We start from the raw sequence: 17,653 nt of genomic DNA on the forward strand, positions 1-17,653 counted from the left end.
AGACACAGGACCATTCGAAGAGAAGATCCCCTCGAGATGGGTGGGCCCGATATGCCGCAGGTCCAGGATACCGCGCCAAAGCGGGGGCTGACTAAGCGGCAAGGCGGTGGCCTTCTTGTCCGGCGATGGAGGGATACCAGCGTTCAACGTAAGACCGAAGCTGGTTATTGAGCACAGCGGTACGGATTTGCAGCAGGTTGTGCGCGTGCCGAGGCCGCCAGGCCATTTGCTGTCGTTTGACGAATCGCTTGCTGACCACCTGGTTGACGGCGCTCGAATCGGGGAAGGGTAGTCCGGCCCGGCCGCGGCCTTCCACTCCTCTGGCGCTCGAAAGCCTAGCTGATTCGAGTTATTTCTGGGACGGTCGGGGACTTCACCCCCGAAGAGCCTACCGGCAGGTATTTGTCCGTTGCCACCGTCACAGCCCACTATGCCAAAAAGACAATCGAGGTCTCGGCGGAGGTGATTGCCGTTGAATGATCGGTTTCAAGGCTAGCCTCGCGATCTGAAGGGGGAGGGGCATCATGTATTCACGGACCTCGTCCACGATGGCATGAGCAAACAGCGAGCGGTTGGCGTGCTTTGCATGTTGTTGGCCGGCTCGGCTCGGCCGCGCATGGCGGCGGCTTGAATGCCGAGGGCTGTCACACCAAACCGCAAGACCGGTGAGTACCACTGCCACGTGGGCGGCAATGTCAGCCTCCAGTCGGCGCCCGCGAGCCTCACTGTCAACAGCCATTATGACGCCTCTTCACGGCCATGAACGGCCAGTCATTAGCGCGCCGGAAAGCGGTCGCCGACCGCTGAGTCAATTGTCATGAGTCGTCCGTCGCGCCATGGCGTACGTGGGACGCTATCGCAGCGAGGACGGCCGGGAGGTCGGCAGGCTTTACAAAATGGTAATCGAACCCGGATCTGATTGATTCGGCCTGTTCGGAGCGCGATGTCAGACCGGTAACTGCCACCAGCAACGGGAGCGGCGCGGATTGTAGGCGCCGGATCTCCCTTGCCACCGCGCGCCCGTCCATACCTGGCATCTGAATGTCGAGAACAACAGCGTCCGGACGCCACGCACAGTATTCGGTAAGCGCATCCGCTCCATCTCCAGTTGCCTTGGTTTCGCAACCATGAGCGTCGAAGAACAGCACGTACGCGGCCAATATGTTCGGGTCGTCGTCCGCGATGAGCAGGCGTATGGCGTTTCGGGTAGGCATTGGGTTCTCCGATTGCCCTACAATCAGCAAATGATGGACCCGAGGAGTACGTGTAGCAAGGTTGCTTACAGGCATGGGTTCCACGAGAATGCGTTATGAGAGATTCTTTCCGACGCGGGGGCAAACATGCGATTAGCCGACTTTATCCTCGACGACATGGATGCCATTCTGTTGCAATGGGAGGCATTTGCGCGCACGCTGCTGCCGGCATCGACAGGCATGAAATCGCTGGCCTTGCGGGACCATGCGCAGCAGATTCTGGAGGCCGTGGCAAAGGATCTGTCTACTTCCGAAAGCAGGGAGGACCAATTCGAAAAGTCGGTGGGGCACGCGCCCAAACTGGCCGGAGCCCCTGAGACAGCCGCGCAAACGCACGCCCTCCTTCGCGCGCGAAGCGGCTTTGACATCAACCAGATGGTTGCCGAATACCGTGCCCTGCGCGCCAGCGTACTTCGACTGTGGATGGACGGGTGCGAGCCCGACGCTCATCACGTGGATGACATGGTCCGCTTCAATGAGGCCATCGATCAGGCAGTCGCCGAATCGATCGGCTTTTTCAGCATGCAGGTAGACCTGGCCCGTAATCTGTTCCTCGGAATGTTGGGGCACGACATGCGCAGTCCGCTCCAGGCCATCCAGATCACAGCGTCGTATCTGGCGGCGCTGAACGCCGGTGAAAAAGTGTCGGGGGCCGCGTCCCGCTTGATCAGAAGCGGCGCTCGCATGCAGGCGCTGCTGGACGATATGGTTGATTTCAATCGAACCAGACTGGGTTTGGGTATCAATATCGCGCCGACCAATATCGACCTGGCCCGGTTGTTTGCCGATGAGTTGGACCTGTTGCGAGTAGTGTATCCGGACCGTCAGGTTGATCTGGACGTGGTCGGTGACTGCATGGGGGTCTGGGATGGCCAACGTCTACAGCAGTTGCTTGGCAATCTTGTCCTGAATGCAATCAAGTACGGAGCGCAAGACGCGCCCGTACGTGTGACAGTGACCGGCGAAGGCGAGGAAGTCCTGCTGGAAGTGAGGAACGCTGGCACCCCCATTGAGCGCTCGACCCTTGACCGCATCTTTGATCCCCTGCAGCGTGGCCCGGAACATCAAGACACAAATGCCGGCACCAGCCTGGGGCTCGGATTGTATATCGCTCGCGAGATTGCCAAGGCCCACGGGGGCGAGATCGACGCGCGATCCGACGCGACAGAAACGGTGTTCTCTGTAAACTTGCCACGTGATAAATAGGGCACATGGTGTGCTGCGCGCAGATCGCTGCCAGTGTGCGGCACGGCTGTGCCGCTTCCGCTGGCCGCCGTCGGCTGCTTCGGGGTGGTCGGTAGCCGCTCTCGGTGGCGGGCGACCGACCTGCAGCGGGACGAGTCCTTGAGCATCCTGAAGGCCGGTTGGTGGGCGCTGCACGACGGGAAGCCAACCGCCACGGTGTCGGTGGATGGGCGGTTCAGAGGGTCGGCCGGGATTCGCAAATATCTTAAGCTTCAGATATTTGCGAATCCCGGCCGACCCTCTGAAACCCGCGCGCTGTACCGCGAGGTCTGCGGCCTGCTGTTCTTCCGCTACGGCGTCGCCAACAAGCTCTACAGCCTGGTGCGCAAGGGCAGCATGGGCACGCCCGCCGAGGTGTTGCAGGCGTTCTGGCAGGAACTGCGCGGGCGCACGCGCGTCACCATCGAACATCCGGACCTGCCGGAGGCCCTGAAACAGGTGGCCGCCGGGGCGGTCCAGACCATCTGGCAGGCGGCCAACGAGGCCGCCACCGGCGAGCTCGCCACGCTGCGCGCCGAGGCCCGCCATGCGGCCAGTGCCGCCGAGGCCGAGCGCGACGCCGCGCGGACCGACACCGCGGCGGCCCGGGAGGAGGTGGCCGCCATCTCGGCGCAGCTGGCCGAGGCACGCCAGGCGCACGACGCCGTGCTGGCAGACCTCGCCGCCGAGCGCCAGGCCCACGCGGCGACCCAGGCCCGGCTGGAAGCGGGGCGGGCGGAACTGGACGCCGCCGGGCGGCAGCTGGCGGAACTGCGCACGCAATTCTCGACCGAGCTCGAGCGCGCCCGCGAGCAGGTAACTCTCGCGCAGAAACGGGCCGAAGCCAGCGAGCGGCGGAGCTTGCGCGAACTGGACGCGGAGCGTACCGCGCGCCAGCAGAGCGATCGCACGGCCGAAGCGTTGCGCGGTGAACTGGTGGCAGCGCGCAGCGAGGCCCGTGACGCGGCCGAGGGGCAGGCCGAGGGGCGTGCCCGGCTCGAAGCCCAGGCCGCCGCGCTCACCGATCGGCTCGCCACCGCCGAGCAGGCGCAGCGCAAATCCGTCAACGACCTGGACACCGTGCAGGCCGAGCTGGCCGCGGCACAGCGCCGGGCGGAACGGTCCGAAGCCGAAGCGGCGCTGGCGCGCCAACTGCTGGCACAATTGCGGGTGGCGCCACCCGGGCGCGACGGTGGCGGTGCACGGCGGCGCAAGGCCGGCGGCCCGGCGCCGACAGAGAAGCAAGCGCAGGGCGAAAAGCAGGACGAACAGCAAGACGAAAAGCAGGGCGCGCCAGCCGCCGCCCTGAACCCGGAAGACGGCAGCGACAGCAAAGACGACAGCGACGACAGCCAACCATGAGCGGGCGGCAGCGATCCGCTGGATCCAGGACCAGATGGCCGACTATGGGCTGACGATGGAAGAGCTAAAAGCGGCGGGATGCTTTGATCCGCCCCAGCCTCCGCCCCCTCCGCCGCCGGTTTGCTACCGCAACGCCCAGGGAATGAGCTGGGACGGGCAGGGCGAGAAGCCCGATTGGCTGCGGCGGGCGGTCAATGCGGGGCAGAGTGTGGAATTTTTTTGGATCGGATAGGATCTGCCAGTGATGGCAGGCAGCGCCGAGAAGCTCGATCGGCAGATCGAACAACTGGAGCTCAAACTTAAGGAATTGCAGACCGACGAAGGCGTGCCCTGTACTCCGAGCAGGCGCCAGACCACACACTTGGAAACCGCCTCCCAGGTGCTTGCAGTTTTTCTCAGGAATGGTGCCCCGCTCTTGATTTCCTTTGATTGCTTTTCAATCGCTCTCGGCTAGGACAAGCGCGGCCCGGCTTCACTAGCCTTCACTACCTTAGTGGTCGCGCCGGGGGGGGCAACCTGTTCTCAGGCTCAGGGGCAGCCAGCCCCTCGCACGTTCGGGGCTAACAGACTTCCAACCTCGCGCGCGCGTACTGGTCCGCGAATACTCGCTGACTGTGGATACGTGTGGCCGTGGGAAAGGTAGAATTTGAGGTGGAGCGCACTGTGTGTGAACGGGACGCCGCTAAGGGTAATGGGCAATCGTGAAGAAAAAAATCAGGGCTACCGTAGTCTGCACCCGTGACGAACACGTCCTCCTTGTCTCAAAGGACGGTACGCGATGGGCTCTGCCGGGAGGACGACCAGCACGAGGGGAGGCGCCGTTGGACACTGCCTTCCGTGAGCTGCGTGAAGAGACCTCCCTGAAGGCAAAGGACGTGGCGTTTCTGTTCCAGTTCATCGGCGCTACCACAGTTCATCACGTCTTCTGGGTGAAGATTGGGAAGGCAGCGCAACCCAAGCCGAGCAACGAGATAGCGCATTGCGACTGGTTCAAAAGCGAGGAATTGTTGAGCCTTGTGGCAAGCCAAACGACCAAGCTAATCGTGCAGAATATGTTTATGACCGCACAGAAAAGCTGGCTGAAGAAGCCCACCCCCAAGGCCCTCGCGTAATAGCTAATCGGAGCGCCCGCGCGGTGGCACGTCCGCCATCCAATTATGGTGCTGCGGCGTTGGACCTAGATCCTATGCAGCAGGGAGATCGACGAACTGATACTTAAAATCAGCGAGTCGAGGCTTGCTCAAAGGAGAGCATCATGCGCAAAGATCAGGCATATAGATCACACCCTTAGGAGGTTTTGCTGGCGGTGTCACTGGAACTGGCTACTGCGAAGTGGAAGGTTGCACTGCAGGATGGTCAGCACGATAGTGCGGCGGTCCACACGGTGACGCAGCCGGATGCTGCGCAGCGCCTGCAAGCGGTACTGGATCTGGTCGAACCGCATAGGCAGAAGTGGTCGTTGCCGATGGACGCGCGGATTGTCGTGAGCTATGAGGCCGGGCAGGACGCGTTCTGGATCTACCGCGCCCTGCGGACTCGCGGCATCGAATGCTACGTGGTCGATCCCGCGAGCATTCCCGTGGAACGCCAGAAGCGACGCGCAAAGACGCCTCAATGTGCGTGCTTGGCTAACCGCTGACAGAGAGTTGGCACGCCGAGAAGACCAGGGAAACGCCTGCCATCGAACGCAGTGGCGGATACGCAAGCACCTCTATGATTGGACGGTACCCCTGCGTAGATGGAAAGTTGCCTGGAGCACCATAGTCGAGAGCCGCTCGGAGCCTCCCACTTGCGAAGGCAATGAGAACGGTTGTGAGCGCCATGCTCGCAATCCCGGCTTGCCATGACAGCGCGTCGGCTAACAAGGGCAAGACTGCGCCGCAGAGTAGGCCCCCAACGGCACGCCGGTCTGCTTGAGTGAAAAGACGACGCACATGCGCTCCGGTGGCGTGGTCCGCGCGAGAATCTGCGAACTCGCGGGCGCAATAGGCCCGTACCCTAGGCCGCATTTCAAAGCCGCAGCGATTCGGGTCGACGGTGTTTCGACAATCAGAAGCGCAAGCCCAACGGCTTGCAGTAGGAGTGCCGCCTGCGAAGCCCGCAGCGGGCCGAAAGCATTGACCACGGCGCTACTCAGCACGCTGCCAACCATGGCGCCTACATATGCCACAGCCAGAAAGATACCCACGGCAGTCGGTTGCATGCCCGGAATCACCGGCGCCAGTTCTGCGAATGCCAGCGTGCTGGCCGTGGCAATGATCTGGATTACTAGCGTGCAGGCCAACAGGGTGGTCTGCGTCCGGAGAGCCTCACGCTGTGCGGACGGCGCCGCACATGGGTCGGGCATGGATGTCTCCAAAAGGCGCTTCCATCGGCGCTAGCAGCGATGGCCAGGCTTCCGGCTTGGGACGCCTGTGCAAGAAGCTCAGGCGTTCCGTTTGTCCACCCGTGGCACGGATGCCGTCGGATACCGTTGGGTGTTCGACAGGAAACTCCACGCGCGTCAAGGGCCTAAAGATTAAACAACGGGGATTAATCCATATTCACATTCGCCGCTTTTACCGCTTCACCCCATAGAGCGACCTCGGAACGGAGAAAATGATTGAACTCGGCAGGGACCATAGTCTTGGGGATGACGCCAATTTCCGCCATTCCGTTGATCCATTCGGATGTCTTAGAAATACGAACTATTTCAGTGGAAAGCTTGTCCGCTATTGGCCTTGGTACGCTCTTCGGAGCGACAATACCGACCCACGCGTCACCGCGAAACCCCGGAAATCCGGACTCTGCAATCGTTGGGACATTTGGAAGTGTCGAGACCCGGCCTTCGCTGGCAACTGCTAGGGGCCGCAGTTTTCCGCTGCGAATCAGCGGTCCCGCGATAGACACTGTTTCGAACATCACCTCGACCTGCCCTCCCACCACATCTGCCATGGCGGGGACACCCCCCTTGTAGGGAACGTGGCTCAGGTTAATGCCAGCCCGCCGTTTGAACATTTCCATTACAAGATGATTGGTAACCCCATTCCCACCGGATGCGTAGTTCACTGCTCCGGGGTGCCGTTTAGCATAGTTGACTAGATCAGTGACATTCTTGAATTGAGAATTAGAATTAACAACCATCACTAATGGAAAGATGCCGATCAGAGCCAAAGGATAGAAGTCCCTGACGCTGTCGTAACGCTGATTCCTGTAAATCCAACCATTGACGGCCATCGGGCCGCTCGATGTGGCGAGCAAGGTGTATCCGTCCGGTCGTGCACGAGCAGCCTCGTCAGCAGCCAAACCGGCTCCGGCCCCTGGCTTATTTTCGACATAAAAGGACTGTCCTAAGGCAGTGGAGAGATGTTGTGCGAGCCTGCGTGCAATGATGTCAGTGGCCTGTCCCGCTGGAAACCCGACAAGGACTTTGACGGGCTTCTCTGGGTAGTCGGCGGCAGAAGCAGAAGTCATAGCCGTAAATGCGGATAGCAAAGCGACTAGCGCTGATTTTGCAAAGTTCATGTTGTCTCCAATTTATCAGGGCGTCTGACAGAATCACCACTATTGCGGTGGATAGTTTAACAAGTGCTCTAGTTCGGTCGAGGACTTAGCGTGGACGATAGGGGCTGCTGTCGTCGTGTCGTCCGTGACAGAGAACCTCAATCCGAGACGGCCTAATTTCGGTTGTTTATAGTAGGTCGGGGGTAGCCGTAGGCGTTTAGTCTTCTCCGACGACGCCGGCGCATCGTTAATTTCATTTCGACTGTAATATTGCCGGTGCAGGATTGGTGGCGGTCCGGACTCTGGCGACATCCCAATTAACGAAGGGCGACTCCTTGCTACGGTGTTGCTTCCAACAGGTCCGACATATCCCGCACTGGTAAGTGCCTGTGTGGTATAGCGAGCCAGTTATCGCATGTCGCCAAACTACGTGGCCACGTGGTAACAGCAAGTCGTGCCCAGTCGAGCAACGCGAATCGCTTAGCAGGACCGCGCAATACTCGCAAAGTTTTGGTTGGGGCAGCGGCGGTTGCAGTTCATGTTGCACTGACCTGAGCCCCGCAGGCGCTGGTCCACCTGTAATGACTTCGGCCTTCGGTGTCTGCGAATATGCCCGGCTGTGGAGCGTTGGCAACGCAGTCCATGCTCGGGACTGGGCACGCAAACGATGCGCGGCCGCCCAGTAGAGAGCACGCACGGCGTTGCTGCCTTGGTGCGCAACCCAGGCCCCGCAGCGCTCGGCGTGCTTGTGCACCGGAATACCGCACTCCACAGCGGAGGCCAGGCAAATAACTAGCGCATGGCCGTTGCTCTCAGCAAGCCATCGCTCGAACAAAGCTCGGAGCGCTCTGCGGTGGTCAACTTTTCCTGCTGGGCTCCCCGCTAGCACGATGCGGTGGGCGCGCCTGCTCATGACACGTACTTCGAAGCGGAGCTCACTCATGTCGGCCAGCGTACGAGCCTGCTTGCCCCGAGGCAAGCAGTTCATGGATGCAGATTCACATATTGGCATCGTCAGTTTCCTACGTGAGGCGCGCCATCGTATCGATGGCTGGCGACTCATGGTCGGAGTTCCGCTGGCATCTACGGTTGCTTAGCGGATAGTCCCAGTCCCACGAAAGCGCGTGATCTCTTGGTCGCTATAGCCCGCTGCGTGCAGGATCTCCTCAGTGTGTTCGCCCAGCAGCGGCGCGCGCCGACGTACTGCGCCCGGGGTTCTACTCAGCTTGATCGGAACTCCAGCAATCTTTACGGGGGTTGCTGAGCCTGGCTGCTCCACCTCGACCAGCATTTCTCGAATGGCATAGTGCCTGTCGGCAAAGATCTCAGCCGAGGTGTAGACAGAGCCGAAGGGCACCTTTCCGCCCAGTGTCAGGGCTATCTCTTCCTTGGTGCGCAGAGTGGTGAATGCTTCAATGGCGGCGATCACCCGCTCTTGGTGCTGCACGCGCGCGGCGTTGGTGGCGAATGCTGAATCCTGCGCCATCTCGGGGCGGCCAATGGCAACAGCTAGCTTTTCCCAGAACGCATCGGTTGCGCAGGCAATGGAAACATGGCCGTCTCTAGTGCGGAACAGACCGAATGGGCACAGCAGCGGGTGCCGGTTGCCCTCGGGTACGGGGACCGTGCCGGTGTAGGAGGTCTGGTAGACAATGCGCTCGCAAATGGCCAGCACGGCGTCGGTCATCGCGACATCGACGAACTGGCCTTGGCCGGTGTCGCGGGCTCGGGTTACCGCCGCCAGGATGCCGATGCACAGCATCAGCGCCGGTACCGTATCGCCCACGCCAGGTCCAATCTTAGTTGGCGTATCGCGGTCTAGGCCGGTAATACCCATCATCCCACCCATGGCCTGCGAGACGACATCATAGGCCGGCCATTGCGCATACGGGCTCTCCCCGCTGCGAGGATCGCCAAAGCCGCGGACGGTGCCGTAGACTAGGCGCGGGTTCGTCTCGCGGAGTGTCTCGTAGGACAGGCCGAGCCGCTCCATTACGCCAGCGCGGAAGTTTTCGACAACCACGTCTGCTTTGTCGATTAGCTTGCGGGCGATATCGCGACCGTCCTCGGTCTTCAGATCAACCGCAATTGAGCGCTTGTTGCGGTTGACGCTTTGAAAATAGCCGCCGAAGTCGCGCAGCGTGTCGTCGGCGCAAAAGGGGCCGGTGACGCGAGTGCCGTCACCGGTGATGGTTTCGACTTTGATCACGTCGGCACCGTGGTCGGCCAGGATTTGGGTGCAGAAGGGCCCAGCCAACATCTGCGTGAGGTCGACCACTCGCAGCCCTGCGAGAGCACCAGCCGGACTGGCCACGTTGGATGCGTGAGATGGCATGATTTACTCCGCTCCAGGTTTGCGCGCGATACCGTCGCCTGCCATCCATCCGTGCAGGCTCGGGTACAGAGATTGCGCCGGCAAGGCATCCAGCGAATCAACAAACGTCCAAAGCGCCTGCGCTTGTGCTGCGCCGAGCAGCGCCTCGGCCTTTGCACGGAGCTTGGTAGCCTTGACGCTGTATGGAACCCGGTTGCAAAGGTCGATGGTGTACTCCAGCGATGTGCCGGAGTGGGTGATGACGGTGGCCCGGCAAGCTGTGTCGGCAACCGCCGGGTTAGGGCTGATCTCAACCCGGCTAGCGATTTCCACAAGCACGGAATCCTGGCAAGTGGCTTCGGAGAATGACGACAGCGAAGCTGTGTCGATGCCTGCGAAAATCATTGCGGTGGTTAGCGGCAGGCTGAACTTGGCTTCCAGACCGGTCGAGGGCTTGGGAATACAGCAGACGGGCAGCCACTGCGGCGCGATTTCGAGCGTGATACGCGCGATGTCGTCCGGTTGGAGTCGGTGTTTTTCGCGCAGCGCAGTCAGCGCTTCCAATGCCGGATGGGTTCCGTGGCAGCAAGCATGGAATTTGTACTGAACTTCGACAAAGCGGAAGGCGTGCGGCTGGCCGGCGAATGGATTGTCCAAGCATCCTTGCGCGGCGCCGTGCGTGATAGCGAACCCGCCTGGACATTCAATCGCGTCGGGGCGGGCGACAAATCCTAGTCCCGCGAGTGTTGCCGCTTCGACGCCAGTGGACGCTGCCATGCCAGCGTGGAACGGCTTGCTCATGGTGCCGAATTGGCATTTCAGCCCAGAGGCGCGTGTGGCTGCCAGCCCCAGCGCATGGCCGGCCTGATCGGCTCCAAGCCCTAACAGGCGTGCAGCCGCTGCGGTTGCGCCAAAAGCGCCTGATGTGGCGGTCTGGTGGAAGCCGGCGTTGTAGTGTGGGCGGCCGAGCCACGCGCCCACACGACAAGTGGTTTCCACGCCGACAAGGAACGCTTCCAGCAGAGCTTTGCCGCTGGCTTGCCGCTTCTCGGCGATAGCCAGGACGGCTGGCAGCACAGCCGCACTAGGGTGACCAACGAAATCGAAATGCGTATCGTCGTAATCGAGGGCGTGTGCGGAGGCGCCGTTGAGCAGCGCGGCAGCACGGGCGGGGACGCGCTGCGCGAGGCCGAAGGCGCTGGCTTGCGGCGCGCCGCCTTCACTGCGCACCAGTTCGCGCACAGCCTGGCTGACCGGCTCGTGCATGCCGGCAATCGCCACTGCCAAGCAGTCAAAGACGGACAGCCGGGCGATGTCGAGTGCCGCGGCGGGAAAATGCAACGTTCGGTCTGCCGCGAATGCGGCAGCGCGTGCAGTGATTCCTAGAGTGGGAGAGGTGCTATTGGTCATTGTGTCTCCGGTGCTAATGCCGGCACTTTGCCCAAGATTGCATCGGAGATGATGCGCATCTGGATTTCGGAAGTGCCTTCGAAAATCTTGGTCAGGCGCGCATCACGCCAGTAGCGCTCAGCGGCAAAGTGCGTGGTGTAGCCCGCGCCGCCGTGGATCTGCAGGGCCTCGCTTGTCACGCATTCGGACATCTCGCTGGCAAATAGCTTGACCATCGATGCCTCGGTATCAGTGCGGATGCCCTCGTCGATCTTCTCGCACACGGCGTAGAGCAGGGCGCGAGACGCCTCGATCTGCGTGGCCATATCGGCCAGCTTGAAGCGGATGGTCTGGAAGTTGACGATGGGGTTGCCAAATTGCGCGCGGTCCTTGGCATACTGGATCGAATCCTCCAGGCTGCCCTGCGCCAGGCCGATGGAGCGCGCGGCGGTGTGGGCCCGCGCGGTTTCCAGCCCGGCCGTGGCGAGGTAGAAGGCCTTGCCTTCCGCGCCAACCATCTTCGAGTGTGATACCCGGCATCCGTCGAAGGCCAGTTCCCACGTGGTCCAGCCGTGGTAGCCGATCTTGGGGATGATGCTGCCCTTGACGCCCGCGGGCAGCGCGCCCCGCGGCTTTTCTACCATGAATGCGGACAAGCCCTTGTGGCGCGCCTTCGGGTCGACCACCGGGTCGGTGCGGCAGATCACCAGGATGAAGTCGGCTTCGTCGGCAAAGGTGCACCAATACTTGCTGCCGGTGATGATCCAATCGTCGCCATCGCGCATGGCGCGGCAGGAGATGTTGGCTACGTCAGAGCCGGCATTGGGTTCCGACAGCGAGAACGCGCCTAGGAACTCGCCGCGCGCCATGCGCGGCAGGTACTCGGCCTTAGTCTCCGGAGTCAATGCTTTGAGGGCGCCGATCAACTCATTGCCTCGAGCAATCAGGCTACCCACGCTCATCCAGCCGCGCGAAAGCTGCTCGGCCACCAGACAGTACTCGTAGGCGCCCAAGCCAAGGCCGCCGTATTCCTCGGGAATCAGGATGCCGAAGTAGCCGAGCTCGGCCATCTCGTCGATCAACTCGCGAGGGATCTTGCCCTTTTCCGGATCCAGCTTGTTGGCGATGGGCAGCACTCGCTCCATCGTGAATTGCCGCGCAGCCTCTTGGATCATGCGCCGCTCTTCGGTCAGTTTCTGCATCCTGCTTCCTTGCTATACCCTGGGGGTGGCGATATATGTACGTACATAATATGCAGATAGTCGAGCGGAAGCAAGGCGCGATCACAAGAAAATCGGAGAAGGACCCATAATTTCCCATCCTCCGTTGTTTGTGACTTCGTCTGTGCCAACATTTGTTCGTACAAATCGGCGTGAAATGCTTCATACCGCGGGGCGTCGCACGTCAGTTAGGGATGGCGATTGCTGGCGATGGTAGTCCGGGGTGCATGGCTCTGAATTGCCGTACGGTGGGAGAACACGATAGAGCCGTAGTGGCCACGGGAAGGAGGGGCGCGAAACGACGCCAAAATCTGAGCAGGCTTCTCGGGAAGAGTGTAGGGCTTATTGCCGCTGGGGCGAGCGAGGCCGCGCGTGGCTCGGCCGCACGGCCGCTCAAATGCAGTTCATCTCATAGGTGCGTACATTAATTCTGCCGAAAAGTGATTGGATACCTACGTCGTCTGCAAAAATGTACTCATAGCGGCACTAATAGGCAGGCATTTGATACCGCGAGGTCGGTGTGATGGCGGTTGGACTTGATCTTGCATTATTCACACATCATAATGTACGGACATAACACGTGGCGCGCATAAGGCACGCCTCCGAGTCGGGGTAATCCAGTGCATGAGGGACTAGGGGACGTAGATGAAGATGAACCGCAGCGGCAACTATTTCGAAGATTTTTGGGTTGGCATGACAGTCAGTCATGCCACACCGCGAACGCTCACCGAGGGCGACCGTAGTCTGTATATCGGGCTCACGGGCAGCCGTACGGCGCTCTGCACCGCAGAGACCAATGCCCAGCGATTGGGCTTCGAGCAGCGGCCGCTGGAAGACCTGCTAGTGTTCAACACCGCCTTTGGCAAGACGGTGCCGGATGTTTCGCTCAATGCCGTGGCGAACCTGGGCTATGCGGAGGTGTGCTTCGTCTCGCATGTGTACCCAGGCGACACGCTGGCTGTCGAGACCGAGGTCATTGGCCTGAAGGAGAACTCCAACCGCAAGAGCGGGGTGGTGTACGTGCGCTCCACCGTTCACAACCAGCATGGCCGCGGGGTGCTGAGCTGGGTGCGTTGGGTGATGGTGCACAAGCGCGACCACAGTGCGACGTGCGGCGAGGTGGTGGTGCCCGCCACGCAGGCCGTGGTGCCCACGGAATGGCTGCGCCGTAGCGACTACACGGCGCGCGTGCGTGAGATCACGGCGATGACCGGCTTTGCAGACCTCTGGGAAGACTACGCCGTGGGCGAGCGCATTGACCATCCCGGGGCAATGACCATCAACGACAGCGACCACAGCATTGCCACGCGTCTGTACCAGAATACCGCCCGTGCGCACTTCGACGGCCACGCCATGGCGTCGAACGGAGGGCAACGGCTGGTCTACGGCGGCCACATCATCTCGGTATGCCGCGCACTGGCCTATGATGGGCTGGAAAACGGCCTGTCGATGCTGGCCATCAACGGTGGCAGCCATGTGAACCCGACGTATGCCGGCGACACCATCGCCTGCGCGACCATCGTGCTGGACAAGATCGACCTCGGTCAGGACCACGTTGGCGGGCTGCGCCTGCGCACGATCGGCGTGAAGAACGCCAACGCCGCGTCCATTGATTTCCCTGAGCCGGGAGAAGGCAGGATGATCTATCCATCCAACGTGGTGCTCGACCTCGACTACACCATCGCCATGCCAAAGCGCGAACAGTAGACCCTGCCAGCTACACGATTCAACGTATCCAACCTTTCATCGAGAGCAGACATGATTACCGCAACGCACCCGAACGACGCGCTCTTTGCCGGCGAAAAGGCCTTCCCCGTGCTGGCCGCCTGTGAACACTTCGCCGGCAGCGAGAAACTGATCGGCAAGGCCATGGACCTGCAGGTCGAGTACGGACCGGTCTTCGACGTGACCTGCGACTGCGAGGACGGGGCGGCCGCCGGCCAGGAACGCGAACATGCAGAGATGGTGGCGCGCATGATCGCCTCGGAACGGAACCGGTTCGGCCGCGCCGGCGCGCGCATCCATGACCCGTCGCACCCGGCCTGGCGGCAGGACGTGGACATCATCGTGAGCGGGGCTGGCAGCCGTCTAGCCTACATTACCGTGCCCAAGGCCACCAACAGCGGGCAGGTGGCTGAAGTGATCCGCTATATCGGCGAGGCCGGCGAGAAGGCTGGGCCCGACAAGCCCGTGCCGGTACACGTGCTGATCGAAACCCACGGTGCGCTGCGCGACGTGTTCCAGATCGCCGCGCTGCCGAACATCGAGGTGCTGGACTTCGGCCTGATGGATTTCGTCAGCGGCCACTACGGCGCCATTCGGGCTGCCGCCATGCGCAGCCCGGGCCAGTTCGAGCATGCGCTGCTGGCGCGCGCCAAGGCCAACATGGTGGCGGCGGCGCTGGCTAATGGCATCGTGCCGGCGCACAATGTCTGCCTGAACCTGAAGGATGCCGAGGTTATCGCCAGCGACGCGCGCCGCGCCTGCAACGAATTCGGCTTCCTGCGCATGTGGAGCATCCATCCGGCGCAGATCCAGCCGATCGTGAACGCAATGCGCCCGGACTTCACCGAGGTGGAAGACGCGGCCGGCATCCTGGTGGCAGCACAGGACGCAGACTGGGGCCCTATTCAGTACAAGGGCGAACTGCACGACCGCGCCACCTACCGCTATTTCTGGGAGGTGCTCCAGAAGGCCAAGGTCACTGGCATGACGCTCTCGGTGGAGGCGGATCAGCGATTCTTCGGGTGCCAGAGCCGGTGAGCGCGGGATGCGGCGCTGCGGGAGCGTAGAATATGCTTTACCGCATCCTGCGGTCGCCATCAGGCCCGCTGCGCCCACGACCATGACCACGACACCAAAGGAAAGCAAGAGCGATACGCCCAACTCATCCACTCGCTATGCGGAATTAGCTAGTACGCTAGTCAAGGAGATTGTAGAGGGGCGCCGTGTGGTTGGCAGCCTGCTTCCGACCGAGCATGAGCTGGCCGAGCAGCATGGCGTCAGCCGGCATACTGTGCGCGCCTCACTCCGGTTGCTGCAGGACCTAGGCTATATTTCACGCAAAAAGGCGGTTGGTACCATTGTCGAGAGCGCGAACCCGAACGCGGCATACACCCAGTCTTTCGGCACCGCGGAAGACCTAGTGCGCGTCGCTGCCACCGAGGTGCGCTCGATCGAGGGGGTGAGTAACGTCACCCTCGACCGTGCGCTGGCACGTCGGCTGGAAGCGCCGGTGGGCAGCGACTGGGTATTGCTTAGCGGCATGCGCGTGGACCCACGCAAGGGCAGTATGCCTGTAGCCAGGGCTGACATCTATATCGACGCCTCGCTCGCTGGCTTGGTCGACTCCATTTGCAATCACCCACAAACGCTGGTTAGCGCGCTAATAGAGCGCGAACGAGCGACGGCCATTGCGGAAATCCGTCAGGTGATTACGGGGACGCTAATCAAGGCGCCGCTGGCCGTGCGCCTTGGCGTAGAGGCAGGGTCGGCCGGTCTACGGCTGATACGCCAATACAAGGATGCTTCCGGGAAAATCCTCGAAATCACCGATACCGTCTATCCGGCAGACCGGGTGTCCGTGGCCTTCCAGCTAAAGAGAAGCCGAAATCTGTAGCTACTAGATTAGGCGACGACCATTTGAGCTCAACCGGAGCTCGCGGGCACCGGAGACCGCGGATTTTTTGGCCGCGGCAAACTGGCTGCGTGCGCCTCATTGAACCCGCGAGTTCAGGCCGGGTCACGGTTCCTGCGGTACTGCGATAAACAGCTGGAGTACTACCGCTCCAGTGGCGGAATGCACGGTGAAAAGCCGTCGAATTATCGAAGCCGACATCATAGGCAATAGCGGTAATAGCGTCGTCAGACCGGGTAAGTCGCTGTATCGCGATGTCACGCCGCACCTCCTTCTTGACCACCAAGTGCAAACGCAGCTTTCCACCAGAATACCCGGTTACAACCGCACGGTTACACACTTGACTTGCGTATAGTTGTACAGGGCCTCAATACCTTTCTCGCGCCCGTATCCACTGAGTTTGTACCCGCCCAGCGGTGTCTCGACACCACCCCCCATATACTCATTGACATAAATTTGTCCTGCTTCAAGCCGCGCAGCTACCCGATGGGCGCGCGCCAGGTCCCTTGTCCAAATGCCAGCGGCAAGGCCGAAGTCCGAATCATTGGCAATAGCGACAGCCTCCTCTTCGTCGTCGAACGGGATGACACATGCAACCGGACCAAAGACCTCTTCCCGAGCGATGCGCATCTTGTTGGTTACGCCGGTGTAAAGAGTCGGTGTCACATACCAACCGCCTTGTAACTCAGGTGCCTGGGGAAGCGTTCCACCAGCAGCCGCGACAGCACCCTCGTTCTGTGCCACCTCAAAATATTCTCGCACCTTGTCGTACTGGTGACGGGTCGTCATTGGCCCGATCGACGCATCGGGGCCACTGCCAACTTTGAGATTTCGCATCGCATCGATCATGGCTTCAACGAATGCGTCGTGAATGGACCGCTCTACAAGCACCCTTGTCCCGGCCACGCACGCCTGCCCTGCGTTAAAGATGAAGCCGCGCAGGGCTCCAGGCACGGCCTGGGCCAGGTCTGCGTCAGCGAATACCACGTCGGGAGACTTGCCGCCCAGTTCAAGTGTCAGCGGTATAAGCCGCTCCGCAGCGACGCGCGCCACCTCACGCCCTCCACGTACTGAGCCGGTGAAGGCCACTTTGCGCACATCGTGATGTTCGACCAGCGCTGCACCGACCTCCGGTCCAGTACCAGTCACCACATTGAGCACTCCAGGCGGCAAGCCGCATTGCTCGGTGGCCATCCGTGCCAGACGTAACAGGGTTGTGGACGTCACCTCGGAAGGCTTGGCCACTACAGTATTGCCGGATGCCAGCGCGGGCGCGATCGCGCGAGCAGCCTGGTTCAGCGGCAAGTTCCATGGAAGGATCGTGGCGACCACGCCGTACGGTTCACGCCGCGTGTACGAATGGTATCCAGCCCCCAGATCAATTGTCTCGCCTTGAAGTGCGTTGACCAAGCCGCCATAGAACTCGAAATACTGGGCGGTATTCTCCATTTCTATTGCTACCTGCGTCGGTGGCTTGCCCGTCTCCTCGCTTTCCAGATCGCCCCATTCGCCAGCGAACGTGCGGATGAGCGCTGCCATGCGGGTGAGCACGCGGCCGCGCTCCGCAGGACGTACATCCCGCCAGCCGGGCAGCGCGCGCTTACACGCTTCGACAGCCATATCAACGTCTTGAGCATTACCCCGTGCCACAGTTGCTGTCTTTTCGCCAGTGGCGGGGTTAAAAACGTCCAGATATTGCGAGGTGCCCGCAGGGACGGACATACCGTTAATGAAGTGTTGCTCATGTCTCACGATCTAAATCTCCGCATTC

The 17,653-nt window shown here is 61.3% G+C and carries 16 protein-coding genes and 2 pseudogenes; 9 read left to right on the top strand and 9 right to left on the bottom strand.

Annotated features, from left to right (window positions below; all coding sequences use genetic code 11):
* Window positions 1-91: 91 nt before the first annotated feature.
* Together K307_RS48975 and K307_RS03185 are read right to left on the bottom strand one after the other, a co-directional pair.
* A pseudogene (locus K307_RS48975) lies at window positions 92-307 on the bottom strand (ISKra4 family transposase); the annotation flags it as partial.
* A 508-nt stretch (window positions 308-815) separates the two neighbouring features.
* Window positions 816-1,214 (bottom strand): response regulator, encoded by a 399-nt coding sequence (locus K307_RS03185; protein WP_042876252.1) that lies wholly within the window; start codon window positions 1,212-1,214, stop codon window positions 816-818.
* Window positions 1,215-1,340: 126 nt separating this feature from the next.
* On the opposite strand from K307_RS03185, the gene K307_RS03190 reads away from it, so the two are divergent.
* From K307_RS03190 to K307_RS44105, 6 genes are all read left to right on the top strand, one after another.
* Entirely contained in the window at window positions 1,341-2,459 is a 1,119-nt protein-coding gene (locus K307_RS03190; RefSeq protein WP_042876254.1) for a sensor histidine kinase, read from the top strand.
* A gap of 231 nt (window positions 2,460-2,690) precedes the next feature.
* The gene (locus K307_RS03195) at window positions 2,691-3,839 is read left to right on the top strand and encodes a DNA-binding protein (RefSeq protein WP_051975006.1); all 1,149 of its coding nucleotides are present in this window, start codon (window positions 2,691-2,693) and stop codon (window positions 3,837-3,839) included.
* Window positions 3,840-3,873: 34 nt separating this feature from the next.
* On the top strand, window positions 3,874-4,071 hold the full coding sequence (locus K307_RS45375; RefSeq protein ID WP_419187100.1) for an H-NS family nucleoid-associated regulatory protein: 198 nt from the start codon (window positions 3,874-3,876) through the stop codon (window positions 4,069-4,071).
* Window positions 4,072-4,083: 12 nt separating this feature from the next.
* Window positions 4,084-4,293: a hypothetical protein gene (locus K307_RS03200; protein ID WP_042876256.1), complete on the top strand. Its 210-nt coding sequence runs from the start codon at window positions 4,084-4,086 to the stop codon at window positions 4,291-4,293.
* 247 nt (window positions 4,294-4,540) lie between these two features.
* On the top strand, window positions 4,541-4,951 hold the full coding sequence (locus tag K307_RS03205) for an NUDIX hydrolase (protein ID WP_051974611.1): 411 nt from the start codon (window positions 4,541-4,543) through the stop codon (window positions 4,949-4,951).
* Window positions 4,952-5,145: 194 nt separating this feature from the next.
* Window positions 5,146-5,478, top strand: coding sequence for a hypothetical protein (locus K307_RS44105; protein WP_419187101.1), 333 nt, complete (start codon window positions 5,146-5,148; stop codon window positions 5,476-5,478).
* Window positions 5,479-5,697: 219 nt separating this feature from the next.
* Here K307_RS44105 and K307_RS44110 read toward each other — a convergent pair whose 3' ends face one another.
* The 5 genes from K307_RS44110 to K307_RS03230 all read right to left on the bottom strand — a co-directional run bounded on the left by K307_RS44110 (window position 5,698) and on the right by K307_RS03230 (window position 12,227).
* On the bottom strand, window positions 5,698-6,186 hold the full coding sequence (locus tag K307_RS44110; protein WP_051974613.1) for a hypothetical protein: 489 nt from the start codon (window positions 6,184-6,186) through the stop codon (window positions 5,698-5,700).
* Window positions 6,187-6,371: 185 nt separating this feature from the next.
* Complete coding sequence (locus K307_RS03215) at window positions 6,372-7,343, bottom strand: Bug family tripartite tricarboxylate transporter substrate binding protein (RefSeq protein WP_051974614.1); 972 nt, start codon at window positions 7,341-7,343, stop codon at window positions 6,372-6,374.
* Window positions 7,344-8,415: 1,072 nt separating this feature from the next.
* The gene (locus tag K307_RS03220) at window positions 8,416-9,657 is read right to left on the bottom strand and encodes a CaiB/BaiF CoA transferase family protein (protein WP_042876259.1); all 1,242 of its coding nucleotides are present in this window, start codon (window positions 9,655-9,657) and stop codon (window positions 8,416-8,418) included.
* A gap of 3 nt (window positions 9,658-9,660) precedes the next feature.
* Window positions 9,661-11,046: an MmgE/PrpD family protein gene (locus tag K307_RS03225; RefSeq protein WP_042876260.1), complete on the bottom strand. Its 1,386-nt coding sequence runs from the start codon at window positions 11,044-11,046 to the stop codon at window positions 9,661-9,663.
* Entirely contained in the window at window positions 11,043-12,227 is a 1,185-nt protein-coding gene (locus K307_RS03230) for an acyl-CoA dehydrogenase family protein (protein ID WP_042876262.1), read from the bottom strand. The genes K307_RS03225 and K307_RS03230 overlap by 4 nt, the downstream gene beginning before the upstream one ends.
* A gap of 663 nt (window positions 12,228-12,890) precedes the next feature.
* On the opposite strand from K307_RS03230, the gene K307_RS03235 reads away from it, so the two are divergent.
* From K307_RS03235 to K307_RS03245, 3 genes are all read left to right on the top strand, one after another.
* Window positions 12,891-13,952 (top strand): MaoC family dehydratase, encoded by a 1,062-nt coding sequence (locus K307_RS03235; protein WP_042876264.1) that lies wholly within the window; start codon window positions 12,891-12,893, stop codon window positions 13,950-13,952.
* A 51-nt stretch (window positions 13,953-14,003) separates the two neighbouring features.
* Window positions 14,004-15,008: an HpcH/HpaI aldolase/citrate lyase family protein gene (locus K307_RS03240; RefSeq protein WP_196251513.1), complete on the top strand. Its 1,005-nt coding sequence runs from the start codon at window positions 14,004-14,006 to the stop codon at window positions 15,006-15,008.
* An 82-nt stretch (window positions 15,009-15,090) separates the two neighbouring features.
* Complete coding sequence (locus tag K307_RS03245) at window positions 15,091-15,864, top strand: GntR family transcriptional regulator (RefSeq protein WP_042876266.1); 774 nt, start codon at window positions 15,091-15,093, stop codon at window positions 15,862-15,864.
* Window positions 15,865-16,006: 142 nt separating this feature from the next.
* Here K307_RS03245 and K307_RS45380 read toward each other — a convergent pair.
* Both K307_RS45380 and K307_RS03250 read right to left on the bottom strand, forming a co-directional pair.
* Window positions 16,007-16,162 (bottom strand): annotated as a pseudogene (locus K307_RS45380) (helix-turn-helix domain-containing protein); the annotation flags it as partial.
* Window positions 16,163-16,200: 38 nt separating this feature from the next.
* On the bottom strand, window positions 16,201-17,634 hold the full coding sequence (locus K307_RS03250) for an aldehyde dehydrogenase family protein (protein WP_230625431.1): 1,434 nt from the start codon (window positions 17,632-17,634) through the stop codon (window positions 16,201-16,203).
* Between the last annotated feature and the right edge of the window lie 19 nt (window positions 17,635-17,653).

The sequence above is a fragment of the Cupriavidus necator A5-1 genome (assembly GCF_000744095.1).
Lineage (GTDB): Bacteria > Pseudomonadota > Gammaproteobacteria > Burkholderiales > Burkholderiaceae > Cupriavidus > Cupriavidus necator_A.